The 26639-nt window shown below is 46.2% G+C and carries 21 protein-coding genes; 16 read left to right on the top strand and 5 right to left on the bottom strand.

Features of this window, described 5'->3' with window-relative positions:
* Positions 1-173: 173 nt before the first annotated feature.
* The 4 genes from SK066_RS15165 to SK066_RS15150 form a co-directional block, all read right to left on the bottom strand.
* Entirely contained in the window at positions 174-1379 is a 1206-nt protein-coding gene (locus SK066_RS15165; RefSeq protein ID WP_320542114.1) for a S8 family peptidase, read from the bottom strand.
* A gap of 727 nt (positions 1380-2106) precedes the next feature.
* Positions 2107-5850 (bottom strand): non-ribosomal peptide synthetase family protein, encoded by a 3744-nt coding sequence (locus SK066_RS15160; RefSeq protein ID WP_320542113.1) that lies wholly within the window; start codon positions 5848-5850, stop codon positions 2107-2109.
* Positions 5851-6082: 232 nt separating this feature from the next.
* Positions 6083-7840, bottom strand: a complete 1758-nt coding sequence (locus SK066_RS15155; RefSeq protein WP_320542112.1) for a methyl-accepting chemotaxis protein — start codon at positions 7838-7840, stop codon at positions 6083-6085.
* Positions 7841-8288: 448 nt separating this feature from the next.
* The gene (locus SK066_RS15150; protein ID WP_188776555.1) at positions 8289-8486 is read right to left on the bottom strand and encodes a hypothetical protein; all 198 of its coding nucleotides are present in this window, start codon (positions 8484-8486) and stop codon (positions 8289-8291) included.
* 247 nt (positions 8487-8733) lie between these two features.
* Here SK066_RS15150 and rpiA point away from each other — a divergent pair, with 247 nt between their 5' ends.
* From rpiA to SK066_RS15105, 9 genes are all read left to right on the top strand, one after another.
* The gene (rpiA, locus tag SK066_RS15145; protein ID WP_320542111.1) at positions 8734-9411 is read left to right on the top strand and encodes a ribose-5-phosphate isomerase RpiA; all 678 of its coding nucleotides are present in this window, start codon (positions 8734-8736) and stop codon (positions 9409-9411) included.
* A 224-nt stretch (positions 9412-9635) separates the two neighbouring features.
* Positions 9636-10262, top strand: coding sequence for an FMN-dependent NADH-azoreductase (locus tag SK066_RS15140; RefSeq protein WP_320542110.1), 627 nt, complete (start codon positions 9636-9638; stop codon positions 10260-10262).
* 335 nt (positions 10263-10597) lie between these two features.
* Entirely contained in the window at positions 10598-11074 is a 477-nt protein-coding gene (locus SK066_RS15135; protein WP_229685855.1) for a MarR family winged helix-turn-helix transcriptional regulator, read from the top strand.
* A 233-nt stretch (positions 11075-11307) separates the two neighbouring features.
* The gene (locus SK066_RS15130; protein ID WP_407673678.1) at positions 11308-12861 is read left to right on the top strand and encodes an ABC transporter substrate-binding protein; all 1554 of its coding nucleotides are present in this window, start codon (positions 11308-11310) and stop codon (positions 12859-12861) included.
* A gap of 720 nt (positions 12862-13581) precedes the next feature.
* Entirely contained in the window at positions 13582-13887 is a 306-nt protein-coding gene (locus tag SK066_RS15125; protein ID WP_320542108.1) for an antibiotic biosynthesis monooxygenase family protein, read from the top strand.
* Positions 13888-13918: 31 nt separating this feature from the next.
* Entirely contained in the window at positions 13919-14998 is a 1080-nt protein-coding gene (locus SK066_RS15120) for a cobalamin B12-binding domain-containing protein (RefSeq protein ID WP_320542107.1), read from the top strand.
* A gap of 31 nt (positions 14999-15029) precedes the next feature.
* Positions 15030-16763, top strand: a complete 1734-nt coding sequence (locus SK066_RS15115) for an ATP-binding protein (protein WP_320542106.1) — start codon at positions 15030-15032, stop codon at positions 16761-16763.
* Positions 16764-17117: 354 nt separating this feature from the next.
* Entirely contained in the window at positions 17118-17873 is a 756-nt protein-coding gene (locus tag SK066_RS15110; protein WP_320542105.1) for a class I SAM-dependent methyltransferase, read from the top strand.
* Between the two features lie 37 nt (positions 17874-17910).
* On the top strand, positions 17911-18354 hold the full coding sequence (locus tag SK066_RS15105) for a GNAT family N-acetyltransferase (protein WP_320542104.1): 444 nt from the start codon (positions 17911-17913) through the stop codon (positions 18352-18354).
* A gap of 318 nt (positions 18355-18672) precedes the next feature.
* Here the strand turns inward: SK066_RS15105 and SK066_RS15100 are convergent, their stop codons facing one another.
* Positions 18673-19920 (bottom strand): MFS transporter, encoded by a 1248-nt coding sequence (locus tag SK066_RS15100; RefSeq protein WP_320542103.1) that lies wholly within the window; start codon positions 19918-19920, stop codon positions 18673-18675.
* Positions 19921-20129: 209 nt separating this feature from the next.
* Between SK066_RS15100 and SK066_RS15095 the strand changes: the two genes are divergently transcribed.
* From SK066_RS15095 to SK066_RS15065, 7 genes are all read left to right on the top strand, one after another.
* Complete coding sequence (locus SK066_RS15095) at positions 20130-20714, top strand: TetR/AcrR family transcriptional regulator (protein WP_320542102.1); 585 nt, start codon at positions 20130-20132, stop codon at positions 20712-20714.
* A gap of 377 nt (positions 20715-21091) precedes the next feature.
* Positions 21092-22681 carry a PucR family transcriptional regulator gene (locus tag SK066_RS15090; RefSeq protein WP_320542101.1) on the top strand — a complete coding sequence of 530 codons (1590 nt, stop codon included), beginning with the start codon at positions 21092-21094 and terminating at the stop codon, positions 22679-22681.
* 66 nt (positions 22682-22747) lie between these two features.
* The gene (locus SK066_RS15085) at positions 22748-22882 is read left to right on the top strand and encodes a hypothetical protein (RefSeq protein WP_320542100.1); all 135 of its coding nucleotides are present in this window, start codon (positions 22748-22750) and stop codon (positions 22880-22882) included.
* A 165-nt stretch (positions 22883-23047) separates the two neighbouring features.
* Entirely contained in the window at positions 23048-23563 is a 516-nt protein-coding gene (uraD, locus tag SK066_RS15080) for a 2-oxo-4-hydroxy-4-carboxy-5-ureidoimidazoline decarboxylase (protein WP_320542099.1), read from the top strand.
* The gene (gene uraH / locus SK066_RS15075; RefSeq protein WP_320542098.1) at positions 23560-23913 is read left to right on the top strand and encodes a hydroxyisourate hydrolase; all 354 of its coding nucleotides are present in this window, start codon (positions 23560-23562) and stop codon (positions 23911-23913) included. The genes uraD and uraH overlap by 4 nt, the downstream gene beginning before the upstream one ends.
* A gap of 74 nt (positions 23914-23987) precedes the next feature.
* Positions 23988-25379 (top strand): allantoinase AllB, encoded by a 1392-nt coding sequence (gene allB, locus SK066_RS15070; protein ID WP_320542097.1) that lies wholly within the window; start codon positions 23988-23990, stop codon positions 25377-25379.
* Complete coding sequence (locus SK066_RS15065; RefSeq protein WP_320542096.1) at positions 25372-26631, top strand: M20 family metallo-hydrolase; 1260 nt, start codon at positions 25372-25374, stop codon at positions 26629-26631. The genes allB and SK066_RS15065 overlap by 8 nt, the downstream gene beginning before the upstream one ends.
* Positions 26632-26639: the final 8 nt, after the last annotated feature.

Below are 26639 nucleotides of genomic sequence, written 5' to 3'. Positions count from 1 at the left end.
TAAAAGCCCGCTTCCCTCAATAATCATTGTTGAGGAAAGCGGGCTTTTGTATGATCTCCGTTATATTTGTATGATTTTCATCATAATAAGAGATGCAGGTCATTTATTTAGCTTTGATTAGCGTAAAGCGTGTGTTGACTGGATTAGGGGATAGGATCGTAGGGAGTACGATCTTATTTTGCAGCAACTCCATCAAATACATGCTGGAAGCTAATCATGCCATTACCATAAATATTGTCCTTGCCTGGTGTGCCGAGATCGACGCTGTTTTGCTCGATCAGGCTGCGTAGCTGGTCATTAGTTAATTGCGGATAAGCTTGTTTTAATACTGCCGCCATACCACTTACAAATGGAGCGGCAACCGAAGTTCCGTCACGCAGTTCATATTTGCCTGTGCTAGCTGTACTTACGATATGCGCGCCAGGTGCTGTTACATCAACTTCAGGGCCTGTCGCCGAGAAGGTTGGACGAGACAAACTGTCATCGATAGCGGCTACAGCGATCACGTTGTTAGCCTTAGCTGGAAACTCTACCGTATCCTGCTGTACATCAGCTGTACCCTTGTTACCTACAGCAGCGATGAGGAGAATGCCCTGATCATGTGCCGTTTGAAGCATTTGTTGAACGGCTGGTGAGGCTTGCGGGAACGCGATCGACATATTCACGATATCCATTTTATTCTGGATGGCCCAGTTCAGACCTTCAGCCAGTTGCTCTGTCGAGCCATTTCCTTGATTGTCCAAAATTTTAACAGCGTACAGGCTTGCATCCGGTGCTTCACCGATCAGACCCTTGCCGTTATTTTGTGCTCCGATAATGCCGGCAACGAATGTTCCGTGACCGTTATCGTCCGCGTAAGAGGAGGTGTAATCAACGACGGATACGCCACCTGCGATCTTGAGATCGGAGTGATTGGAGATACCTGTATCGAGAATAGCTACCTTCACACCTTTGCCTGTATAGCCCTTTTGTAGAGCGAGCTGAGCATCAACGGTGCCATAGCCCCAGGATGCTTGTTCATTGCCCTGTACCGTGATAGCTTTAACATCAGGTGTGAACGCTTGTGCTGCGGAAGCATACGTAACGCTTGGCTCAATGCTGACGATGCCAGAGGTTTGAGCAAGCTGCTCCTTTTGCTTGTCATTCAAGCTTAATGCTGCCATGTCCAGATGATTGAAAAATTCAGTGTGTCCTGCTCCGGAAACATCAGCAATAGCTTCCTTTGCCTGGATCGTGGAATATTGAACGAGATAGCGTTGTTCGGTAGATGTATGATTAGAATAATGAAATCCTACAAATGCAGCGGATAGAATAGGAATAAGAATGGTTGCAGATACGGCCGATTTTTTCCAGGTTTTAAAAAGATTAAGACTTTTCATTAGTAATATAGCTCCTTGGAAGTGTGGGTAAAAAGATTTAAGACTTATTACCCAAAAATCATGTTATTAATCAGTATTTTCTATTAAATTATAACTTTTTTCGACACATTAAGCAATAAATAATATTATTTGTAATATTTTGTCGTAATATGTAAAATAGAAACGGATTTTCTATGCTTTTATTATGTACATATATAGTTAATGAGTTATAAGCAGAAGTGAGAAAAGAGGTATAGAAGATATCGTATTAAAAAATGACTAGTATGCAGATGATCAAATTCATTTTGATAACTAATATTTTATAATCTGAACTAAATTTTCTATCAATGTATAGGGTTTTACGTTCCTTTTACTTGAATGGAGACAATACACTTTTAAAAATGTAGATATAAAGGTGTAAAAGCAATAGAGTGCTATTAGTACTAGGCTTAGATAAGAACTGCTTTCGAGATAAATAAGCCATCGACTTTACATTAGCTGGTTAGTTAGCATGAGTCATAGAGAAGCTTAAAGGATTATAACGTCGATATCGATTTTGATGCTAGGCTGTAATGAATAGAGGTGGAAGCAAACCATAATTAGAAATCGGCAAATGACGTTTATTTGAATGACATAGCTTGATATATAAGTATTCTAAAAGGCTCCTTTGATTATAACCAATGGAGCCTTTTAGGTATATTCATATCATTCATTTGAACAATAATGACAGATAATAGTACATATAAAATCAAGCATTCAAAGAACGAGAAGACACATGCTCATCAGCTGCCGAGCGGTCTGATGTTGCAGGAGTCGCTTTGAGCTCCGCTACAGGCTCCGGGAAATAACCAATACCAGCGGCATAATACAGCATCGCTTGAATAAATGTCAGATCAGGTAGCGCGCAGCTGATACCGTCCTGTTCAAGACGCTCCGCTGTCAGCGGGTTAGCCAGACGATAGGGTGATTGACGTGCTCCGTCACCCTCCAGCTGTGCCATGGCCAGCTGCATAGCCTCCGCAGGCTTGTTGATCGAGCTATCGAGTAGCCAGTTATGATACGCATCCTGACGAAGCAGCTCGACCGGGTAACCAGCGTCATTAATCAATCCAATTAGATCACTGTACAGCAACTGCTGCGGGTTGCAGATATGGAAGATACGACCTGCGGTATCTGGCTGTAATGCCAGATGCACGATGGAACGTCCAGCATAATCGATCGGCGTAAAGTCCATCCATTGATCAACAGCAGGAGCCTTACCAAGCAACAGCATAGCTTTGATCATCCGGTACATGGCATTACTGTCGATATTACGCTGGAAGCTACCGCTCATCGAATGGCTGGACAGATTACCTGCACGGTAAATGTTAATAGCCAGTCCTTGCTCTGCTGCTTGCAGTACGAGCTTCTCACCTTCCAGCTTACTGTTGGTGTATACATTTTCCGCGCGTAGTGAATCTGGAATAGTCCCTGCTTCTACAACTTGCTGCCATTTGCCTTCCAGAGACAGGTCTTCTGGAATCCCCATTGTCGATACATAGTGGAAGCGAATGCCTTTACGCACAGTTGCTAGCTTCAGCAGCTCATTGGTTGACAGGATATTCGTTTTACGGAAATGCTCCGGATCACCGAAATGACGCACATCGGCTGCACTGTGAATGATCGCATCCATGCGATGAACGAGCAGTTCATGATCCGCCGCACTAATTCCCAGTCCAGGTTGCTCCAGATTGCCCTCGATTACCGTCACCCGCTCGTCAAAGCCGGTCAGCATATTACGTCCAAAGTAAAGCTCCATCGTCGACTTGAGGCGATCCAGACTGCTGGCATTACCTGATTTACGTACCAGCGCATAGATATGCGCTTCGCTACGTTGGAGTAGCTCATACAATAGATAGGAGCCGAGATAGCCAGTACCACCTGTGAGCAGCACGCCTGTTGTTGGCTTCAGCATTTCCTGAGGAGAAGCGACATTTACACGCTCTGGGAATTCGACCAGATCAATCAGCTCACCGGATGGTGTAAATGGCAAAATATCTGCTTGACCGCCACCAGGAAGCTCAGCACGGGCTGCGAGTGCAGCAATCGTTTTGCATTCAAAGAAGTCGGCGATTTTAAGACCTGGATAATCCGATTTGAGTAGTACCAGTACATGGATAACATGCAGTGAGTCGCCACCGATCGAGAAGAAGTCATCATGGATACCGATCTGCTCACGATTCAGTACCTCAGACCAGGCTGCGGCAAGACGCTGCTCTGTCTCGGTTGAAGGTGCTACGTAGCCTACAGCTTGCTCAGCAAGCTCGGTATTCGGATAGTTGACCAGCTTTTTACGCTCTGCTTTGCCTGTAGGTGAGATCGGGATCTCATCGAGCTGACATACAAACTTCGGTACAAAGTATGAAGGCAAACGATCAGCTAAAAATTGCTTGATCGCCGCTGGGGACAGCTTGCTTCCATCACTCGTTGTAAAGTAAGCCACAAGCATGTTTTGATTGGAAGCATCTTTTTTCGCTACAACAACAGCATCCTGAATCGCGTCGTATTTGTTCAGATTATCCTCGATTTCACCGATTTCGATGCGATGACCGCGAATTTTAATCTGAGAATCACGACGTCCTACATATTCGATTGTTCCGTCTGGTAACAGCTTCGCTAGATCGCCGGAGCGATAGAGCTTTTCGCCTGGAATATGAGGATGATCTACGAAAGCTGCTGCTGTTTTGTCAGGTTGATTCAGATAGCCTTTGGCGATACCGACTGTAGAGATGTACATTTCACCAGGTACACCAACCGGGCAAGGCATTTGCTGATCATTCATAATCCATACTTCGTAGTTATTGATTGGTCGTCCGATCGGTACATTGACGATATGCTCTGGCAGTGTATCGCTTACTTTGTGCATCGTAGCGCAGACGGTGCATTCTGTTGGGCCATAAGCATTTACAACATGTACGGTCTGATCGATCTTCTGCTGGAAGGCACGTACACGCTCACCGTACAGCGCTTCACCAGCCACAGCGAGAAGGCGCAGGCTGTGTAGACGAGCATAGCCTTCTGATGAAAGGTAGGCAGACAGCTGATTGAAGAAAACGGTTGGTAATGCTGTAACAATCGTCGTCTGTGTACGCTCAATCGCTACGGCAAACTCTTCAATCGATACACGTTCATCCGCATCCAGCATGTACATATGAGCACCGTGGAACAGAGGAGCAATCGTATCCCATACTGAGCCATCAAAGCTATAGCTCGCAAATTGAGCCATAATATCCTGCGGCACGATCTCGAATTGCTCATTCAGCACCTGACCGAGATTAACTACACCACGGTGAGCGATCAACGTTCCCTTTGGCTTACCTGTTGAACCGGAGGTATAGATAACATATGCCAGCTCATCTGGCAGTACACCGACATCTGGATTCGATGTAGCCGCTCCAGCAGCATGAACCGATTCGATCGGAACGATACCGCGCAGAGTGGAGATCCCCGCAGTCAGCTCATGTACCTTGTGATAATGCTCATTCTGTGTAAGTACAAAGGCAGAGCGTGTATCCTGTACGATATAATGGTTGCGGTCGTCAGGATGGGCAGGATCGACTGGCACATACACGCCACCAGCCTTCATAATGCCAAGTAGGCTGACCACACTGTACAGACTGCGATCGAGAAACATCGTAACAAATTCCCCTTTACGAAGTCCTTTGGATAACAGATGATGTGCAATCTGGTTGGCCTGCTCATTGAGCTCTGTATACGTCCAGGTTGTATCACGGAAGCTAATTGCAGGACGCTCTGGATGCAGAAAAGCTGCTTTTTCAAATGCGCCATGAAACGTCAATTCGTTGTTATAAGGCGCGTTTGTATAGTTAAGCGCAGAATACAGCACTTCATCCTCGGCGTTCAAAATGTTCACAGCGCCTACCGGAAGCTGTGGATCAGCAAGCAATCCTTCCAGCAAGCGAATATAGTAGGTAGAGAAGCGAGCAATCGTTGCAGGCTTTAGCAGAGAGTCATTATATTCCACCACCATCGTTAATGAAGAAGGCTGTGGTTCAATCGTCCAGTTGATCAGTTGTCCCGGCTGTGCTGGAATCGTCTGACCGAAGCTAAACACGGTTTCACCTTGAACCCGTTGTCCGGACTTGCCTTCTTTTAGCTGAGCATATACCTGCTGGACGATCGTTTCGAAGGAAGGAGACTCTTCAAAAGACAAAGAGACGGGAAAGGTTCCTTTATTAGAAGCAAACAAGACGGCAGTTTCATATTCAGCGGACATGCGATGAATCCATCCCAGATAAGCGGCGAGTAGCAGACTTTGCTGCTGCAAACCAGCTTCAACACGAGACACATAACCGGCGATCGCTTGACCAAGATCAAAGCGATGGATTGCAAATGTATCCTTTTGATGCTGACGGGCATGATCAAGTGGAATTTGCAGAGCAGGAAGTTGAACTGGCTTATTGGCTGGACGAATATTTTCTGGTGAGGACATAATGATCTCTCCTTTAAAATGAAGTTGATGAACTGTAGGTTGTATAAGCACAGTTGAAAAGAGAGTTGCGTTGTTACATTTTGTTTCATATACACATATGATTATATGATTTCTACTGTAAACCTGGAGAAAAGAAATGCCTTCCAGCGCAATGTGGAGGGCATTCTTTTCCCTGGCTGTACAGGAGAAGGAACCATTAAATTAGTGTCTGGTGCGAAGTAGCGTACTCTTTTTACTCTGCTTTACGAACGTGGAAATGGGAGATCAATTCTTGCAATTGCTCAGCCATATTGGACAGCTGATTGGCTGCATCAGACGTAGAAACGACTGTTGCTTTTTGACCTTCCAGGTTTTCGGACACTTTGTTACTGTTGGCAGCAGCGACATTCGCTGTTGTTCTCAGGTTTTCGGTTGTAGCAGCCATCTCTTCCGTTCCGGCAGAGATTTGCTGGGTCGCACTGGAGATATCCTGAATTTGTTCGGTTACTTTTTTGGTTGCAAGGTGAATCTCAGCGAATAGTTTGCCCGTTTGATCGGCAATCGATATACCGTGTTCAACTTCGGTTGTACCTTTTCTCATTGAATTTACAGCGTTTTTGATCTCATTTTGAATCTCAACGATCAATGTGCTGATCTGGTTCGCGGAATCAGCTGTTTGTTCAGCCAGCTTACGCACTTCACCAGCAACAACGGCAAAGCCTTTACCATGCTCACCTACGCGCGCAGCTTCAATCGATGCGTTCAGGGCAAGCAGGTTCGTTTGACCGGAGATGCCTGTAATGATACCGAGAATATTACCGATTTCCTGTGAACGGCTTTCCAGCAATTCAACCGCTTGAGCTGTTTGATGCACAGAAGTGGAGATCATCGCCATCTGGTTAGTCACTTCGCTTACGATTTCATTACCATGTGCCGACTTTTGCTCCATTGCAAAGGCTTCATCCGAAACTGTGGATGAGTTTTTCGCAATTGTACTAATAACTGTAGAGACTTCATTCATCGCTTTTGCTGTTTCTTCTGTAGCAGCTTCCTGGTATTTCATGCCGTCTGCGATATCCTGAACACTGTTTGCCAGACTGAGCGAGCGGCTACTGTGATCGGAGGCGCTGTCCATCAGCATTTTCGCAGATTCAGTAACCTGCTTGGAAGCCGATTGTACGTTGACGATAACGCTGTTCATTTTTGCGACCATCTCGTTGAATTTCTGGTTGATGATCCCGAGATCGTCCTTACCGGTTTTGATATGAATATCCAGATTACCCTTGCTGACTTCTTCAATTCCGCGTATTAACTCACGAATTGGAGACAGTGTACGACGTACAATGAAGAATTGCAGTACGAAGATAATAATCAGGAAGATAACCATAATGGTGATCCCACGGATGAGAAGCTGGTGCAGACCGTCTGGTACGGCGCTTGCATCTACATCGACACCAAAGTAGGCAAAAATCTTACCGTTGGAGTCCTTGATAGGGTACAGGATCGTTGTCCACAGACCAAAATCATCGCTATAGAAGCTAGTAAAGGTAGTTTGACCCGTTTTCAGCATTTCCTGAATACCTTCAACAATCGTCTGCGGCTGCTCATACATATCACCGATGTTAACCTTGCCTTCTTTGAGGGCTTCCATCAGCTTGGTTGGAACGGCTACAAGCTGTGTACCATTACCATTTTCCAGCTCGGTACCAAATACATAAGCCTGCGCGATATTTGGATTGTATTTGTTCACGTTATCCAGATAGGAGCGCAATTCGCTTTGTACGGTTCCTTCGTAGCTTTTTTCAGTCATTGCCTGTTGAACTTGCTGTGACGTAATGCCCTGAGCAAACGTATCGGTGACGGCTTGAATCTGTCCGTGAAGCTGATCGATTAGAATCGATCGTTGTGTGATATAACTGCTGACGAGCAGAATGACACCAATCAACACAATGCTAACTGCTGAGATGATCAGATTTTTTGCAACGAATGATAGCCTGCCTATTTTCTTCAATGATCTTCACTCCTGTAATAAGTATGGAATTAGCTAGGGTTAGGCACTGAATGGTTACTCAGTGGCCATTTCCGACGATTGCAAGGCTTAGCAAATTAGGTATTTAGGATTATTTTTAGTATGTAAGAATTAGTATTACCTAAAAATTAAAGGTAAAATTTTTCCTAATACTAGAAATTGAATCTCTATTTGCTAGCCAGCACACAAAAGTATATGTCGGAATTTGTAGGCAGTTATGTTATAGCATTGTGAAAATTTATCAGGAATGAATGTGCTACTCATGGTGTAGTTCTTTTAGACTATTAGCATATACCCTGAAAAATCCGACTTGAAACATTTCAAATTAATTTTTTGCAATATAAAATGTTACAATTTTTGACATGATTCGCGATGAGTGATTTACTTTGTATTTCTGAAATACATGGGATAAAATATAAAATAGAGCGTATTAGCTGTGGTAATTGCCTTGAGGCTGGTCAAGCACCCACTCTAGCATGGTAGACATATCTTCCAATCGAGCGAGTTGCTGATGTAATGAGGTATAAGCAGCAGCTTCTGGTGTGAGTGTGGAGAGGCGTGTGCGCAAATTCGTCTTTTGTGTGTTGAGCTCATGTAGCTTGGCCTTGATCTGATCTTGAGTTCGCATAAGGCAGGCTCCTTTTCAAATGGGAATGAATTGAGATTAAGATGGTGTGTATTCGCCAGTTTCAGTTCAGTATAGTTCAATTGATTCAGGAAATCCATGTATGCAGACGTATTTTAATACATAAATAGCCATACATGCCAGAACTGGAATGTTATTCTTCTCATGTGGATTAGAATTGGTATGTTGATTGTTAACAGAAGTAATGGGAAAACAGGACAAAAATCTGAGCAGTGGAGTGAACGAAACGATGAATATTAAGCAGCTGGCTGCTGAAAAAGCAGTGGATTGGGTAGAAGATGGAATGACAGTCGGATTAGGCACAGGCTCAACTGCGGTCTATGCCATTCGTAAAATTGGTGAGCTGGTGCAGCAGGGAATGCGTATTCAAGCGGTAGCGACTTCAGAGGAATCGGAGAAGCTGGCACGCGAGCTGTCGATCCCAATTTTACCATTTGCTGAGGTCGGTACGATTGATCTGACCATTGATGGAGCGGATGAAGTCGACCCGGATCTGAATCTGATCAAGGGCGGTGGCGGTGCATTGCTGCGTGAGAAGATCGTAGCTGCACGTAGTCGTCAGGTAATGATCGTCGTTGGTGAAAATAAAGTCGTGAAGCGTCTTGGTGAATTCCCACTACCTGTAGAGGTCGTTACCTTTGCCCATGAGTGGACGATTCAAAAGCTCGAAAGTCTGGGCTGTACACCGGTACTACGCAAAACCGACAGCGGTGAGGTATTCATTACAGATAACGGCAACTATACAGTGGATTGTCATTTTAACGAAATCCTGAATCCAGCTCGTATGCATCGTCAATTGAACGATATTCCGGGTGTGGTCGATAATGGATTATTTATCGGTCTGGCAAGCGCGGTAGTCGTTGCTTACAATAGTGGCACGATTGAGGTTAAGCGCGCCGGGCAATAATAGATGGCGCTGGGTAATAACGTACTCATTATAAAATAAGGAATACAATCCAAATTACATGAACACCTGAACCGGACAGACTGTTATGCAGTCGGCTCCGGTTTTTTTAATTATTTTGCGAATTGATTTTACGGATAACGGTTGACAAAAATGGTTTGTTATACTATCTTTAAATCAAGATTTACTAGATCATAATTTTTTGAAGAGCCAAAGGAGAGAAAACGATGTCTAAAGTTTTATTTGTAAAAGCGAACAACCGTCCTGCTGATCAAGCAATCACTGTACAACTATACGATGCCTTCCTGGAAAGCTACAAAGCTTCCCATCCACAGGATGAAGTAGAAGTGCTGGATCTGTTTGAAGAAAATCCTCCTTACTACGATGCATTCGTAATCGGTGCGAACTACAAAGCAGGTCAAGGCTTTGAAGTATCTTCTGAAGAGCAAGCAGCTGTTGATCGTGTGAACCGTTACATGAACCAGTTCCTGGCTGCTGAAAAAATCGTTATCGCATTCCCACTGTGGAACTTCACTGTTCCAGCGGTTCTGCATACTTACTTCGACTACCTGTCCCAAGCAGGTAAAACATTCAAATACACTCCAGAAGGTCCTGTAGGTCTGGCTGGCGGTAAAAAAGTAATGCTGCTGCACGCAAGTGGTGGCGTATATTCCGAAGGCCCTGGCGCAGACGTTGAGCTGGCTGTTCGTTATGTAAAATCGATGCTCGGATTCTGGGGCATTACAGATGTTGAGAAATTCCTGATCGAAGGTCACAACGCATTCCCTGACCGTGCTGCACAAATCGTTGCAGAAGGTCTGGAGCAAGCAAAAGAAGTTGCAAAACAATTCTAATATAAGCTTTTGACAGCTTGCTGTAGATGGCTTACCCGCCTTAGGGCGTTTGACTGGCTCTCGCGCTTGTCTGTGATTCCCATTACAGCGAAATCCTTCAGTCAAGCAGCTGGGGTCGGAAGGAATATGAAATGCCAATGTCGAAGTATCTTAATCGAATGCGATTCATACTCACAGGCAGATCATGCCCGCAGCGACTGCCCGCTGCCGAATGAATGGAATGGATGTATTCATACGTGATCCTTTGAAGCGATCCATAGATTAGAATGGCGCCTGGATGTACTGCATGATTGTAGTACGTTCAGGCGTTATACATCATGAGGGAGGAACAAATCATGAAACAGGCCAATCGCACAACTGCTCCTGTTAACGATGTGGAGAAAGAGTCTTTGCATCTGTGGATGGTTTTATCGAGAGCCTATCAATCGGTCGTATCGTTGATCAATGCCGATATTCAGAGCTATGGTCTGAACCCGACCGAGCTGGGAGTATTGGACTTTTTGTATCATAGCGATGAACCGCAGCCACTACAGAAGATTGGACAAAAGGTACTGATCTCAAGCGGTAATATCACCTATGTGGTCGATAAGCTGGAAAAGAAAAATTTACTTGCTCGCCGTTCGTGTGACAATGACCGCCGTGTTATTTTCGCGGAACTGACGGAGCAGGGCAATTCGTTCTTTGAAGGTATTTTCGATCAGCATAAGCAAGCCATTGTGGAAGCGATGGCAGGATTGACGCAGGAAGAAAAACTGGTCGTGATTCCATTGCTAAAAAAGCTCGGCTTTGCCGCGGCGGATAAGACAGTCTAACCGATAGCTTCTATCGGTTAGACTTTTTTTGTGTTTAGCAATGTCATTTCTTGGATGATTTCACGGGTTAGATAGCGTCTTATGTATAGAGCTAGAATAAAGATTGACCTGCTCAAAAGGAGTAAGTATAGTAAGGAAAAAATCATATTTTGTCGCTATTTAGAATAAGGTAGAATTGGTACCTTATATACATAGAGTGAGATTAACAATCGTGAGAATGGGAGTGCGGCAGGATGATGGGGAGATGGCTAACTGGCAGTATTGTAATATGGGTTATAGCTAGTATACTTGCCGGTTGTAGCGTGAATAGCAGCAGTTCGACTAATCCGATGAAACAGTCTGATGTTCATGCTACAGGTAGGGTGCTCACGATTGGTACCACCGCAGATATCGAGAGCTTTGATCCACACAATAATGCGAATACGGTAAGCGAAGCGGTGCTTGTGAATATGTTTGATTATTTGCTCAAAAACGATAATAACCAGCATAAGATTCCAGTGCTGGCAACGTCGTGGAAGCAAACAGATGATAACACATGGCGCTTCAACCTTCGGCGAGGGGTGCATTTTCATAATGGCGATCCCTTTACTGCTGCTGATGTGAAATATACATTGGAGCGTGTAGCCAAGGATACCTCTCTCAAGCAAAACTCGTATTTCAAAAATATCGCGGAAGTACGTGTGATCGATGATTACACGGTTGATATTGTAACCGATGGGCCTGATCCGTTGCTGCTTAATCGTCTCTGCAAGACGGGAGCAGGGATGCTACCCTCCAAATACATTGATACGAACGGAATCGCCGCTTTTTTGAATCAGCCTGTAGGCACCGGGCCGTACAAATTTGGTAAATGGATGAAAAATGATCGTGTGGAGCTGGTACGTAATGATGACTACTTTGGTGGGAAGCCGAAGTGGGATGAGGTCGTATTCCGTGCTCTTCCAGAGTCAGCATCACGCGTATCTGCACTGCTGGCGGGCGATATTGATATTGCAACCGGGCTTCTAGCTACCGATAGCAAGCGAATTAATGAAGCGAAAGGCAAGACGATTGTAAAAGCGCCGATTCAGCGTGTACTGCAAATTATTTTACGGATGTCAGAAGGAAGCCCGACTGCCGATCCCAAAGTACGCGAAGCGATCGATCTGGCGATCAACAAGCAAAGTCTGGTGAACAGCATTGCCGGGGGAGCAGGGATTGTTACACGTACCTCGGTTACGCCGGGGAATTTTGGCGCAGATCTATCCTTATACAGGCAAGCATTATACAATCCGTCAAAAGCGAAGCAATTGCTGCAAGCAGCAGGCTATAGCACAGGTGGGCCTGAGATCCATCTGAGCGCTTCCTCTACGTATAAGGAGTACGCCAGCAGGATTAGTGCCATGCTGGATCAAGTAGGCTTTAAAACGAAGCTGGACGTGCTAGAGCCCGATGCTTTTATGGAACGCTATGATTCTAAAGCTTTTAAAGAAGCATTTATGATCGGGATCGGTAACTCGTTATTCGATGCTTCGAATAATTTTAATCGTTATTTGAAATCGGCAGCAGTGGGTGAAACGGATTATAACAATCCGAAGACAGAGCGATTGTTACAAGCTGCCGCTACCAATACGGATATAACTGTGCGGGAGAAGCAATATCAGGAGGTGCAGCAGATTCTGGCAGTTGATCGACCTGCTGTATATCTTTTCCAGATGGAAGGCATCTATGGTATGGATCAGCGAGTGCGATTCGAGCCTCGTAAGGACGAAATGTTTTACGCAGAAGATATTGTACCTGTCAGCTAGTGTACAGGCGAAACGAATTGCGAATCGCTTTATTAGCAGCCTAGATGCATGAATGAATTCAGCAGCTGAAAAAATCCCTTCTACTAATAGTGTGCAATTATTTGATTGTTTGAGCATGCTAGATGAGATTGTCATGGAGCATATCTGCATAATCGACTTGATGGATGAGAGTGACTGGGCAAAGAACGTTGACGTCTCAGAAACGAATGAAAGGATAGTATAGTTAAATACGATGAATGAATCCCTTTATTCAAGATGACTGATACTGAATAATGTTATATTTATTTAGAGTGTAAAAAATGGTTTTGCGAAATTAAACTTGTATATTTGGACTATAAGGTTTATAGTAGGGCGACATGGAAACAGAACAAAGGGGTTCGACAATAGCTATGTCTATGGAGTCGAGCCCTTTGTTTATCTGGTAATGCAGGTTTTCGTGTAGGAATTATAGCATTTGGTACGGCTCAAGTTCCCATACTCAATACCTGCTAGAATATAATAATTTTGCGATTTCGAAGTGACATAGGTGCAAGGGAGCTTGCTTAATTAACTGATGTATGGGAAAATTTCACTAACGCACTCGAACGTTGGCTGCTGCATCTATTGCCGGTCGACGCTGATCGAAATCGTATAAATTGAAGACGAGTCAAGATTCTGTCCGGCAGGGGCGCTGGACAATGAAGGATCTTTTCTCATTACTGCTTGGAGGGACATTACTTCGTGTATATCGTGCAGTCCATCGTTCAGGTGCCGGAGCATAAGACGGAGCAATTGATCGACATTTACCGTAACCGGAGCCGACTTGTGGACGAGCAGCCTGGCTTTGTATCTTTTCAACTTCTTCAGAGCGAGAATGCACCAGCGGAATTCGTGGTGCAGACAACCTGGCAAACGAAAAGCGATTACATTGCCTGGGTAAAAGGAACCGATTTTCAGCGTATTCATGAGCTGGAACGCCAGTATCCTGATCAGGAGTTATCAGATATTAAACCTACTGTGAAGCGTTATGTCGTACGCGCGGAGTAATCCCCTGCCATTGTACAGGAGGTGTCCGCTGATGGCATTACAGGAGCAAGGAACAGCGGGTGAACAATTAATTATACAAGCGGACCGACTGGCAGAACAGGTGACGATCATTCAATACCTGAAACAACCGGATCTGGTTCATCGATTTGGGGCCAAGGGTAGAGACAGAACAAAACAGGACTCGATGTACAGCCTGAGCTATTTAGCGGAAAGCGTACTTTTAAAAAGTCCTGCACTGTTCATGAACTATATCTCTTGGCTCAAACTGCTTTTGCGAGGATATCGGGTGACCGAGCAGGATCTGGTCGTTAATCTACTCGCAATTCGTAGTGTATTACTGGAGCATTTCCATCATCAGGACAGGCAGCATGTGATTCAGTATCTTGATCTGGGCATCGATTATGTCGCTCAGGCAGATGCGCCTGTATCTTATGTAACAGCAGATGCGCCGCTTGGTGTAGAGGCTGCGACGTATTTGGATCAACTGCTGCATGGGGACCGGAAGCTCGCTTATGCAGGAGTAGTTGATCTATTAGAGCAGGGGATCAGCATTAAGGATATCTATCTCTATATTTTTCAATCTGTACAATATGAAGTTGGACGATTGTGGCAGACTGGCGAGATTAATGTCGCACAGGAGCATTATTGTACGGCTGCCACACAAAGCATCATGTCAAGGCTGTATCCACAGTGGTTGTCAGCGCACCATGCTACTCAAGCTCGTCGCCTCGTATCGGCATGTGTCGGTAATGAGATGCACGAAATGGGCATACGCATGCTGACCGATTTCTTCGAAATGGAAGGCTGGGATACGTATTATCTTGGAGCGAATGTACCGGATCGTAGCTTGCTGGAAGCGATTATTTCCTACAAAGCAGATCTGGTGGCGATTTCCGTAACGATGACCTTTCATGTGCATCTGGTGCAGCAATTTATTACGACAATTCGCAGTAGTAAGGGAGCCGCACACGTTAAGATTATTGTGGGTGGTTTACCTTTCAATATAGATCGGGAACTCTGGAAAAAAGTTGGAGCCGATGGTTATGCGCCTGATGCAGATGGAGCAACCAAGCTGGCTGATACTCTGGTACCTGCTGCGGGACAGCAATAGCCGGTGTTCAGCAGAATATGGGGAAGGGAAGATGAAGGCAATGACGAATGCAGAGCATGAAATCATGGTTTTGCGCAAAACAATTGAAGATCTTTCCCACCAGATTATCCAGAGTAAGCACCAGGAAGAAAAAGCACTTTCTGAATTTTCGGCTATGAACAATGAGCTTGTGAATTTGCAGCGTTTACTCGCTAAAAGTAATGCGGAGCTACGTGCAGCACGTGAGGAAGCAGAGCAGGCGAATCAGGCACGCGCCCGTTTTCTCGCGATTATGACCCACGAGATTCGCACACCGATGAATGGTGTGATCGGGATGGCGGAGATGCTAATGTCCTCGGAGTTATCAGAGGAGCAGAAGCGCTCGGTGATGCTTATTCAGGAATCGGCAGAGCTGCTGCTGAGTATGATCAACAATATGCTGGATCTGTCCAAGATGGAAGCGGGCAAAATGCAGCTACAGGAAGGCGTTATTAATATGCGTCTCCTGCTGGATCATATTATCCGACTCATTGAACCGAAAGCGAATGAAAATGAGAATACGATTTCAACCTTTATCGATTATCGCGTAAAAAGTGATCTGATTGGTGATGGCGGACGAATCCGTCAGATTCTGCTTAATCTGATCAACAATGCCAATAAGTTTACGCGGAACGGGAAAATCGAAGTAAGTGTGCAATTGAAGGAAAACCGTGCAAATCTACAGGTTCTCCATATCGAAGTATCCGATACTGGCATTGGTATTGCACCGGACCAGCAAAAACGATTATTCCAGCCTTATGCACAGGCAGAACGTCCGGAGCAGCACGGTGTGGAAGGAACAGGGCTGGGCCTCTCCATCTGTAAGTCATTGGTGGAGCTGATGGAAGGGACAATTGATTTGAAAAGCGATGAAGGCAAAGGTTCTATCTTCTGGTTTGATATTCCTTTGAAAAAAAATACAACGACCGAGGCAAAATCGGAGCAAGAGCAAGCAAAAGGTATAGAGGAGCGCAATCGTCATGCATCGAATGCTCCAGTTGCTCGCGTAACCGATCAGCCTATTCTAATCGTAGAGGATAATCCGATTAACAGTCAGGTTATTCAGCTTCAACTGAAGAAGATGGGCATGAGCAATGTTCATCTAGCGACCAATGGTCAGGAAGCCTTCGATGTATTTCATCAGCATCAGTATGTACTGGTGTTAATGGATAATCGGATGCCCGTCATGGATGGATTCCAGGCGACACGCAAAATTAGGGATCTGGAACGCATGAAGCTGCGCGAGCCCGTACCGATCATTGCGTTAACTGCGAACACCAGTCCAGAGGATCGACAGCGCTGTCTGGAGGTCGGAATGGATGACATTTTAACCAAGCCAGTCAATCTGGAAAGCCTGACCCGCATTTTGCATAAATGGTTACCGGCAGCGGCAACGACCGAAAAGGTGCTTGATATGAACGTCATTCAGGAGATTATTGAGCTGAATGAAGAGGGTGACCCGGAGGTATTACGTACGCTGATCGATATGTATCAAAACGAAACGCCTGGAAAGCTGGAGCGCTTGCAGCGACTGGCGAATGAACGAAACGCGAAAAGTCTTGCCGAAGCAGCACATGAATTAAAATCTGGCAGTCTGAGCATTGGTGTGCATCATCTGTCCAAGCTGTTATCAGAGATTGAACAGAAGGCTCGTGAAACCAATTTGGACGGCATTGAGGCGCTGGTGCAATCGTTATTCCCGGCGTATGATCAGGTCTGTATGGAGCTGAAGCAGCTGGTGAATTAAGCACGCCGCTGCTTAGGTGAAGTCCTACAGCATAATAATTACCCTGATCATCATTTAACAAAAGATAGACAATAGGGTATTCAAAATCGATGCCAGAATCGATTCAATAACAATAGCTGTACGATGCTTTATCGTAGGATGGATAGTTAGGAAGCCTGCACCCCTCAGGGGATGCGGGTTTTTTTGTATGCTTTTCGGTGCAGAATATTAAGTAGCAGATTGGATCGGCTCTGATAGGATAACCCTTTACTTGGAACACTAAAATGGGTCATCCTGAGTGGGTAGGCGATAACAATTCGGTGTGTGGGGTAATGGTATACGACAACATAATGAGACAGAAGGGTGGATATCATCATGAGTGCTTCATTCAATACGGCAAGAGAATCAGAGAACCAGTACCATGAGCAATTTTATAAGGAAAATAAGCTGTTTGAGGATGGAAGCTGGATGTCGCGTCCGACCCCGTTGGTGATGGAGCTACTGGAGCGCTTGCTCCAATATACACCAGCACCGCGTGTACTGGATCTGGCATGTGGTGTAGGGCGACATGCCATTCCTGTCGCACAAAAGCTGGAGCAGGGTGGAGAGGTCGTTGGGGTGGATCTGCTGGAGGATGCGATCAAGCAGCTACAGCAATATGCCAGCGAATATGACGTGAGCGACCGCGTACAAGCGATCGTTGGCGATGTGGAGCATTATGAGATTGAACCCGAGCAGTTTGATTATATGATTGCGACCGGATGTCTGGAGCATGTATCCTCTCCGCAGGCTTTACACGATGTGCTGCAACGGATGCAAGCAGGTACGCGGACGGGCGGTATTCATTTTATCTCGATGACTTCATCGGTACAACAGGTAGACCAGCAGAATGGAAATGCAGAGGAAGGTAATATCGAGCTGAATCTGAATACAACGCAGTTACTGGAGCTACTCGAAAGTGAATATGAGGGCTGGAATATTATCGCTCGCAAAGCTGTAGCACAGGCGATTGAAGAAAATAAGGATGATCGGGAGATTGAGCTACAGGGGAACTGGGTTACCTTTGCTGCAAGCAAGCAGCCACCATCCAATGAGCCGAAGCTATTGCAGCAGGACGAGCAAACAGGTTAAACTATTGGGGTGTGTTTGATAAACGGGAGGAAATGTTATGCTTGAATTAATGAATGAACGACTGGATGATGCTGAATTGCGTGAGCTATTATCCTATGCTGTATTTCCAGATGATGAGGTACTGGATGCGGTATTGGAACAGTATCGTAATGATCCGCAGCAAAGACTGTACAAATATGTAGAGGATGGCGAAGCGATCGGTGTGATTGGCTGTGCAGCCGATCAGGAGATGGAAGACGCACTCCGTATTCGCCATCTCGCTATTGCACCGGAAGAGCGCGGACTTGGCTACGGGCGCGGGATCATTTTGCTGCTGCTGGAACAGGAAAAGCCAGCGGTATTAATGGCTGAAACCGATGCGGAAGGCGTGGAGTTTTATCGTAATATCGGCTTTTCGGTGATGAGTACGGAATTGGATGAAGGGGCTTCGGATTCGTATGTTTGTATTTTCCATGCGGATGTGGAAGAGGAAGAAGCATAAGCCAGCCATGTTGTGAGAGGCTGGTGTAGGTGCATATAGCGATCAAGAGGCAATGCGCAGTTATGCTATGGTTATAAACAATATAAGCAATCGTAGTAGACAACAGCAATAGATAACAGCTAAATAAACAGACTGTCCATTGATCAGTGGGCAGTCTGTTTAGCTATTCAGCTTATCGATCAGGTCAAAATATCAAGCTGTTCCTTAAAGGAGCCGTTGCTTGATTCTATTTATAGTTACAATTAGATTTATATAGTTACCTGGTACAGATGTATTATTACAGTTTAGGATGTGGGTGCTATTCAGTCTGATAGGGATTCAGCCCGTAGATTTACAATGACCTGTAGAGGATGAGGCTACAACCGATACTGGCACACGGGACATTCGCCGCGTTAGTGTCCAACATAGGAGTGCACTACCGCTAAAGCTCAACCCAAGCCAGCAGACACCATTCCAACCATAGTGAGCATATACCCATGTTGCCGCCAGCGAACCCAATGCACTACCGATCGAATAAAAAACCATATACGCACCTGTCAAGCGACTTTCTGCTTGTGGTCGTGTACTCAAAATCATACTCTGACTCGTCACATGTACAGCCTGCACAGCCAGATCCAGCACAATAATACCGATAATAAGAAACCATACACTATGATACATATTCCACATGAATACCCAAGAGAGCACCAGTAAGGCTAAGGCGATTCCACTTGTACGTTGTGCCCAGCCGTGATCAGCCCATATACCCGCACGCGAAGCCGCAATCGCTCCGGCTAGCCCGGCAATGCCAAGCAAACCAATCGTACTATGAGAAAAGTAAAACGGTGCTGTACTTAGTGGAAATACAAGTGCTGTCCATAGCGTACCAAACGCTGCAAAGATCATCATGGCCAGCAATGCTCGTACACGCAGTACAGGTAATTCGCAGAACAATTGCAAGGTGGATAAGACGAGTTGGCTATACGAAGGGCGAGTAGAAGGAGCTGGTGTCGCTGGCATGTAGCGATACAGCAGAGCGACAATCAACAGTAAAGCAGCTGCGGAGCAGCCATAGACGGAGCGCCAGCCTGCCAGATCAGTCAGCAATCCAGCCAGCACACGAGCGAGTAAAATGCCGATCACGATGCCGCTTGTAATGAAGCCTATCGTTTGGCCGCGCTGCTGTGGCGCACACATCGATGCTGCGGCTGCAATGATCGTCTGCGCGACAACGGCTAATCCACCAATAAGCCCGATACCGATCCAGAATGAAGTGGCTCCGGAGGCTGTAGCTACAAATAACAGGCACAGAGCGGACACTAGCATCTGCCCGATAATAAGCTGACGACGTGGTAAAAGATCGCCTAATGGCACCAGAAATAATAAGCCACATGCATAGCAAATTTGTGTAGCTGTAATAACGGAGCCAGCCAGCGCTGTGTTCATATGTAGATCGGCTGCGATGACATTGAGCATGGGATGAACATAATAAATGTTGGCGACAGACAGTCCGCATGCTATAGCCAATAATAGGATAACAGGCATAGATAATAATGTGCCAGAATGAAACATTTGAGAAGGCTTCATAGTGTGAGCTCCTTATGATTTATTTTATACCGATTGGTAAATTATTTAAGTTCAATATAATCATTTCATAAAATAGTGTCAAGCGGTAATAATAAATACAAGTTATGACGTAGGCTGTATATGCTATAATCATAAAGAGAAATGATTAGTTAATTGTTCGCTCATTGGAATTATATTATTTACTTATCGGTATAAAAAGAGGTGCAGATATGGCGAGAAAACGTGGATTTGATGAGGAGCATGTATTACAGCAGGTGATGAATCTGTTCTGGCACAAAGGGTATGAAGCGACATCCATGTCTGATCTGACGGCTGCGACTGGTTTACAGAAGCCGAGTCTGTATGCTGCCTTCGGTGATAAGCAGGCATTGTTTGAAGCGGCATTACGCCGATATAATCACCAGCATGCCCAGCGTATCGATCGATTGTTGCAGCAGGATAAAACAGCGAGACAATCTTTTGAGCGTTTATTTCAGTATGTGACACAATCGGATGACCAGCATCAGACCGAATATGGTTGCTTTTGCATCAATACGATGGTAGAGCTGGCGCCGCATGATGAGCGTTTTGCGGTACTGACACGGGAGCATCAGATGTATTTAAGTGCGCTATTTACCCGGCGTTTGGAACGAGCAATTGTTGAAAAGGAACTGAGTCCGGATTATGATGCACAGGCTCATGCGCAGACCCTTGTGACCGGCATGCTCGGGTTAACGGTAATGTTGAAGACGAATCCTGATCCTGCGTTTATTCACGCAACAACGACTGTATTGCTGTCTTCTTTAATTCCATAACGTCTAGTTCAGCGTGTATGTGTCTTGAGTATAGAGCGAACATTCAGGATGAATGGGTATGATCACGATGCAACTCGTTCCCCAATCGTACATGCTTGGTAGGAATATTCAGCATGTGTATACCCTGTTCATCCATCATTCAGTGCAAATGAAAATCGCATCTGTGCAAAGGTTTGAAAACGGGCATATTTTTGTGAAATATACAAGATAGTACATTAAATAATTTGTATGTTATAATACGTGACAATATTTGAGTTTAACGGCTGAACTAGACGGTTGTATCGCAAGCTGCTCGGCTGAAAACTGCAAACCATACTGTCCTGTAGCTACCACAGTACAGGGAATGCAAAGTGAAACACGGGGGAGAGGGTGCTCGTATGCAATTGACTGTCAAGGAAGCGCTGGCGGTCTATCCGTTATCGGAGGCGCGTCTTGTTGCGGGTGCCGGGGGAACGTCCCGGCTGATGAAGTCGGTGAATGTGATGGATGCACCGGATATCGCAGATTGGATTAAAAGTGGAGAGATGTTGTTTACAACGGCTTTTCTGATGAAGGATGATCAGGAGGCAGCGATCAAGCTGATGCGTAAGCTGAATGAGCGTGGCTGTGCAGGCATGGGCGTGAAGCTGGGACGCTTCTGGGATGTGATTCCACAGGCGATCATCGAAGAAGCCGATCGATTGCAGTTTCCGCTATTAGAACTGCCGTTTGAATTTACTTTTTCTGATCAGATGAATGCCCTGTTTCAAGTGGAGCATGAGCGGAGCACCAAGCTATTGCAATCGGTGTTACACAAACAGAAACAGCTCATGCAGTTCGCGTTAAACAAGGATTCACAAAGCAATGTATTTGCTGCATTAGAGGGCATTATTCAATATCCGGTCGCGATCATTGGCTCACGTGGTCATGTGCTGTATAACAGCGGCGAGGGCAAAGAGGATGGATTGCTACAGGGCTGGCCGTGGAAAATGTCGCTGACTCGTGTGAAATGGAATCAGGGTAGCTGCTACCGCGTGCCGATCATGCAGCGGGATGAGCAATACGGCTTCCTACTCGTATTCACAGATACGGCGATTCAGCTGCGTGAAGAGGAAGAGCTGTTCCAGCAAGCTGCCGAGGTGCTGGCATTTCACATGGATACAACGTATCGGGAGCATATTAATCCAGGCTTGCAGGATAAGATACGTACCCTGATGGCAGAGCATCTGGCACGGCGGATTTCGATTGGCGATTTGATTCAAGGTGCAGAACGGCTTGGGATTAGCCTGTTTGGCGGACCGTATCAATGTGTGCTGACAACGCTGGAGCCGCAGGCATTTTCCTCCGAAAAGCGGCTGGCTCAGATTCATCAGGAGCTACAGTATAATCCGCTGATGCAGCTATTTCCATCCCAGCATTTTCGGGTAGAGGAAGGAATTCTGTCGATCTATACATGTCCATCGGAGCGCGATTATGGGGAGGAGCTATCTGCCTTTCTGATGACACGGTTTGAGGATATGGCAGAGCTGGCGAGTGATGGTGGCAGTCCGCGCTTCTGGATTAGCAATATTAAGCTCAAGCCGGAATCATTCCGTGAGGCATATCAGGAGACGGTGGAGACGCGTAAGCTGGCGAAACGATTCGGTATGGGGCATATGGCGTTGCAGTTCCATACGCTTGAATTCGCCTATGTATTTCAGCATGTGCCTGAGCATATTATGGAAACGTATTGTAATAAAGTGCTGGAGCCGCTGATGATTCGAGACGGTGATCCGAATCAGGTACTCATGGGCACGCTGGAAGCCTTTGTTGAAAATGATGGCTTGATTAACGAAGCGGCTAAGCAGCTGTATGTGCATCGCAATACGGTGACGTATCGTATGGACAAGATCGGTAGTCTGCTTCAGATGGATTTTAAAAAAACCAACGATCTATTGAAGCTGAAAATGGTGTTCACATTCCGTAAGTTTTTGAAAAATAACGGATAAACAGGCTCAGACCAAAGCAGCTGTAATAGAATCATACATGCTGATTTGATAAAGGAATGCATTCATATGAAACGGAACATTTGGATACTGCTTGGTGCTGTGATCGTCATAATGATCGGTCTGTATATCGGCATAACAGCATTGTATCATGAACCACCGACTTCACAATGGATTGAGAAAACAGGATCGGCACCACAATAACAAAGAGCAAGCGTCTATGGATGCTTGCTCTTTTTGTATTAAGGCATCATTCACAAAACCCTACTTCAATGTTATTTTATATAACAAAAAAATAAAGCTTTAATTGATATGTTCGATAACCTGACGTAAAATGATAAAAATAAAACGAATAATGGGGCGATCGTAGTGGAACTTACATCTCAACCGTGGCAATCATGGACGAAAGAGCAATTTGTAGCACAATTCAGCAATTTATATGAGCATTCTCCATGGGTGATTGAGCAAGCATGGGAAAAAGCTCCTTTTGATAGTTTACAGGATGTGTTAGATAAAATGAAAGCAGTTGTCGATGAAGCCGGAGCAGAGAAGCAGCTGGAGCTTCTGCGTCAGCACCCGGATCTGGGAGCGCGGATTCAGATGACCGAGCATTCTCAATCTGAGCAGGCAGGTGCTGGATTAGATAGCCTGACTCCTGAGCAATATGAGAAGCTATCACGTTTGAATCGCGAGTATACGGATACGTATCAGTTTCCATTCATCCTGGCTGTAAAAGGAAGAAATGCTGCTCAGATTCTCGACATTATGGAGCAGCGTAACGGTCAACCCAAAGAGCAGGAATTCGCTACGGCTTTAGCGCAGGTGAATATTATTGTTGGCTTGCGTATGAACGATTGGGCAGAGCGACAGGGCTTGAACGTATGAGCAGTGGCAAACTGACGACGCATGTGCTTGACCTCGGACAGGGTGGTCCAGCTGTAGGCGTAGCGATTGAGCTATATGAGGTCGCAACAGGGAAGCAGCTTGCAGTGGCGGTGACGAATCATGATGGACGTGTGGATGCTCCTTTGCTAAGTGGCGAAGCGATGAAATCAGGCGTATACGAGCTTCATTTCCATGTAGGGGATTATCATCGTACACTAGCAAGCGCTGCGGCAGCGTCTTCGATCTGGAATATCGTACCGCTTCGATTTGAGATTCGAGATACGGATAGTAACTATCATATTCCACTATTAGTATCGCCTGGTGGATATAGTACGTATCGTGGAAGCTGATCATCACTGAATTATAGATAACATGGGGCTATAGCATGCCTTATATATAGATTGGATCGAGAGGAGCGGCAGCCATGACGCATAGGCTGGATGTCATCATTCAAGGCGGAACAGTGGTTCTGCCAGATCGTGTGGAAGTGCTGGATATCGGGATACAGGACGGTAAAATTGTACAGCTCGCTCCTTCATTGCAAGGACAGCAGGCGTTGCGAACGATCGATGCGAACGGGCTTTATGTATTGCCAGGTGCAGTCGATATCCATGTTCATTTTAATGAGCCGGGACTGGCATCATGGGAAGGCTTCACGACCGGATCGGCTGCGCTGGCAGCTGGAGGCATCACAACTTATGTCGATATGCCGCTAAATGGTGTGCCGCCAACGACGAGCAAGGAACGTCTTGAATTAAAGCAGCAGGCGGCAAACGGAAATTCCTACGTCGATTATGCGCTCTGGGGCGGACTGGTAGAAGGCAATGTAGACCAGCTACAGGGACTTGTAGAGGGTGGCGTACCTGGCTTCAAAGCGTTCATGTCGGAGCCTGGCGGTGATGGAGAGGATATTTTCACACGAGCCGATCAGGCTACATTGCGGGAAGGCATGAAGGAGCTTGCGCGACTTGGATATGTGCTTGCCCTGCATGCTGAGGATGAAGAGATGGTAGCCGCACTTGCGGCTGAGGCACAAGCGGCAGGCAAAATCCGAGAGCTGGATTATGCGCATTCTCGTCCGATCGAAGCGGAAGTACGTGCAGTACGCAATGCATTGCAGCTAGGTCGGGAGACGGGATGTGCGCTACATTTTGTACACATCAGCAGTCGTGAGGCAGTAGACGTTATCACAGCAGCCAGGGCGGCTGGACAGAATGTGACCGTAGAGACATGTCCGCACTATCTGGTACTTACAGAGCAGGATCTGCTTCAGAAAGGCGTAGTCGCCAAATGTGCGCCGCCTCTACGTTCGGAGTCTGAGCAGGAGCAGCTATGGCAGGCGGTGCAGATGGGACTGATCGATATTGTGGCATCCGATCATTCGCCTTGTCCACCGGAGCTGAAGCAGACGGATAATTTTTTCAAGGCATGGGGTGGCATTGCTGGTGCGCAGAGCACATTACTGCTGATGCTGGAGGAAGGATATCATCGCCGTAGCCTCACATTACCTGCACTTATGACCATGCTGGCACAGCGTCCAGCCGAGCGTCTTGGATTAGCTCATTGTAAAGGGCTTATCGCCGAAGGAATGGACGCCGATTTGGTGCTGGTTGATCTCAGCCGGGGGAAAACGCTGGAACAGTCAGATTTATTAGATAAGCATCGTCAAAGTCCATATATCGGCTATAGCTTCTCGTCAACGATTGTGGAGACGATCGTACGTGGCTCGACCGTCTATAGTGAGCAGCAAGGGCTTGCGGCTGAACGAATCGGACAAGGGGTTGCGTATAAGTCGGGAGGTGTCACCTATGGTTAAATCAACGGCTCAGACTACAGCTCTACTAGAGCAATACTGTGAGCAACTACAGCCCATGCTGGATTGGCTTGCTGGTTACGGTGCAGATCCGCAAGGCGGCGTAAGTCGTCTATTATATACGCCAGAATGGGTGGCAGCGCAGGATGCCTTAGCGCAATATATGATGCAGCATGGACTGGATGCCTTTTACGATCAGGCTGGCAATCTGACAGGAAGATTGCAGGGAACCGAGTCCTCCCTTCCATCGATTGCTACAGGCTCTCATATCGATACGGTAATTATGGGTGGCAAATATGATGGTGCCTACGGAGTTGTAGCAGCGGTGCTGGCACTTGCTTATTTAAAGGAAGCCTATGGCCCGCCTAAACGTACATTAGAAGCCTTATCGCTTGCTGAGGAAGAGGGAAGTCGTTTTCCGCTTACGTACTGGGGTTCAGGCAATATCACTGGAAAATATACGGTGCAGGAATTGCCTAATGTACAGGATCGCAATGGAGTCACTCTTGCCGAAGCGATTCAGGAAGCCGGATTTGGAGCAGCATCGCCGTATGAATCGGGTCGCAGACAGCCCGGTGCTTATATCGAGCTTCATATTGAGCAGGGCTGTGTACTTGAACGAAGCGAGCAGCAGATCGGGGTTGTAACTGGCATTGTTGGACAACGCCGCATCGAGGTTCGTGTCACTGGAGAAAGTAACCATGCAGGTACAACGCCGATGGGCTGGCGCAGTGATTCGCTTGCCTGTGCGGCTGAGATGATTACGACCGTACGCCGTAGCGCGCTGGCAGAGGGTGATCCACTGGTCGCTACCGTTGGCAATATTCAGCCTTTTCCAGGTGTGTCGAATGTGATTGCCGGAGAGACGATGTTCACGCTCGATATTCGTCATCTGGATAGTCAGAAGCTGGACGAATATACCGAGTGCCTGCGTGTTGAGCTAGCTGCGATTGCGGCTAGAGAAGGAATGACCCTGTTCTGGCAGGAAAATCTTCGCGCAGAGCCTGTGTTAATGAACCCGAGCATGATCGATGAGCTACAACATATTTGCGAGCAACATGGTATTCATAGCCGCCAGATGCCGAGCGGTGCAGGGCATGATGCTCAGATTTTCGGCATGATGTGTCCGTCGGCTATGATCTTTGTGCCAAGTCGTGATGGCATCAGTCACAATCCGCTGGAATATACCGCGTCAGAGGAGCTCGTACAGGGCTTCCGCGTGTTAACACAATGGTTATATCAAACTGCTTATTGAGGTGAACG

This window comes from Paenibacillus hunanensis (assembly GCF_034055775.1).
Taxonomy (GTDB): domain Bacteria; phylum Bacillota; class Bacilli; order Paenibacillales; family Paenibacillaceae; genus Saccharibacillus; species Saccharibacillus hunanensis.
The sequence above is the reverse complement of the archived record's forward strand: the minus strand, read 5'-3'. Positions and strand labels throughout refer to the sequence as shown.

What these genes read in the sequence shown, in the direction of transcription:
- SK066_RS15165 (WP_320542114.1), bottom strand. Translation starts at nt 1,379, where the DNA reads ATGAAAAGTCTTAATCTTTTTAAAACCTGGAAAAAATCGGCCGTATCT.
- SK066_RS15160 (WP_320542113.1), bottom strand. Translation starts at nt 5,850, where the DNA reads ATGTCCTCACCAGAAAATATTCGTCCAGCCAATAAGCCAGTTCAACTT.
- SK066_RS15150 (WP_188776555.1), bottom strand. Translation starts at nt 8,486, where the DNA reads ATGCGAACTCAAGATCAGATCAAGGCCAAGCTACATGAGCTCAACACA.
- rpiA (WP_320542111.1), top strand. Translation starts at nt 8,734, where the DNA reads ATGAATATTAAGCAGCTGGCTGCTGAAAAAGCAGTGGATTGGGTAGAA.
- SK066_RS15140 (WP_320542110.1), top strand. Translation starts at nt 9,636, where the DNA reads ATGTCTAAAGTTTTATTTGTAAAAGCGAACAACCGTCCTGCTGATCAA.
- SK066_RS15135 (WP_229685855.1), top strand. Translation starts at nt 10,598, where the DNA reads ATGAAACAGGCCAATCGCACAACTGCTCCTGTTAACGATGTGGAGAAA.
- SK066_RS15130 (WP_407673678.1), top strand. Translation starts at nt 11,308, where the DNA reads ATGATGGGGAGATGGCTAACTGGCAGTATTGTAATATGGGTTATAGCT.
- SK066_RS15120 (WP_320542107.1), top strand. Translation starts at nt 13,919, where the DNA reads ATGGCATTACAGGAGCAAGGAACAGCGGGTGAACAATTAATTATACAA.
- SK066_RS15115 (WP_320542106.1), top strand. Translation starts at nt 15,030, where the DNA reads ATGAAGGCAATGACGAATGCAGAGCATGAAATCATGGTTTTGCGCAAA.
- SK066_RS15110 (WP_320542105.1), top strand. Translation starts at nt 17,118, where the DNA reads ATGAGTGCTTCATTCAATACGGCAAGAGAATCAGAGAACCAGTACCAT.
- SK066_RS15105 (WP_320542104.1), top strand. Translation starts at nt 17,911, where the DNA reads ATGCTTGAATTAATGAATGAACGACTGGATGATGCTGAATTGCGTGAG.
- SK066_RS15100 (WP_320542103.1), bottom strand. Translation starts at nt 19,920, where the DNA reads ATGAAGCCTTCTCAAATGTTTCATTCTGGCACATTATTATCTATGCCT.
- SK066_RS15095 (WP_320542102.1), top strand. Translation starts at nt 20,130, where the DNA reads ATGGCGAGAAAACGTGGATTTGATGAGGAGCATGTATTACAGCAGGTG.
- SK066_RS15090 (WP_320542101.1), top strand. Translation starts at nt 21,092, where the DNA reads ATGCAATTGACTGTCAAGGAAGCGCTGGCGGTCTATCCGTTATCGGAG.
- SK066_RS15085 (WP_320542100.1), top strand. Translation starts at nt 22,748, where the DNA reads ATGAAACGGAACATTTGGATACTGCTTGGTGCTGTGATCGTCATAATG.
- uraH (WP_320542098.1), top strand. Translation starts at nt 23,560, where the DNA reads ATGAGCAGTGGCAAACTGACGACGCATGTGCTTGACCTCGGACAGGGT.
- allB (WP_320542097.1), top strand. Translation starts at nt 23,988, where the DNA reads ATGACGCATAGGCTGGATGTCATCATTCAAGGCGGAACAGTGGTTCTG.
- SK066_RS15065 (WP_320542096.1), top strand. Translation starts at nt 25,372, where the DNA reads ATGGTTAAATCAACGGCTCAGACTACAGCTCTACTAGAGCAATACTGT.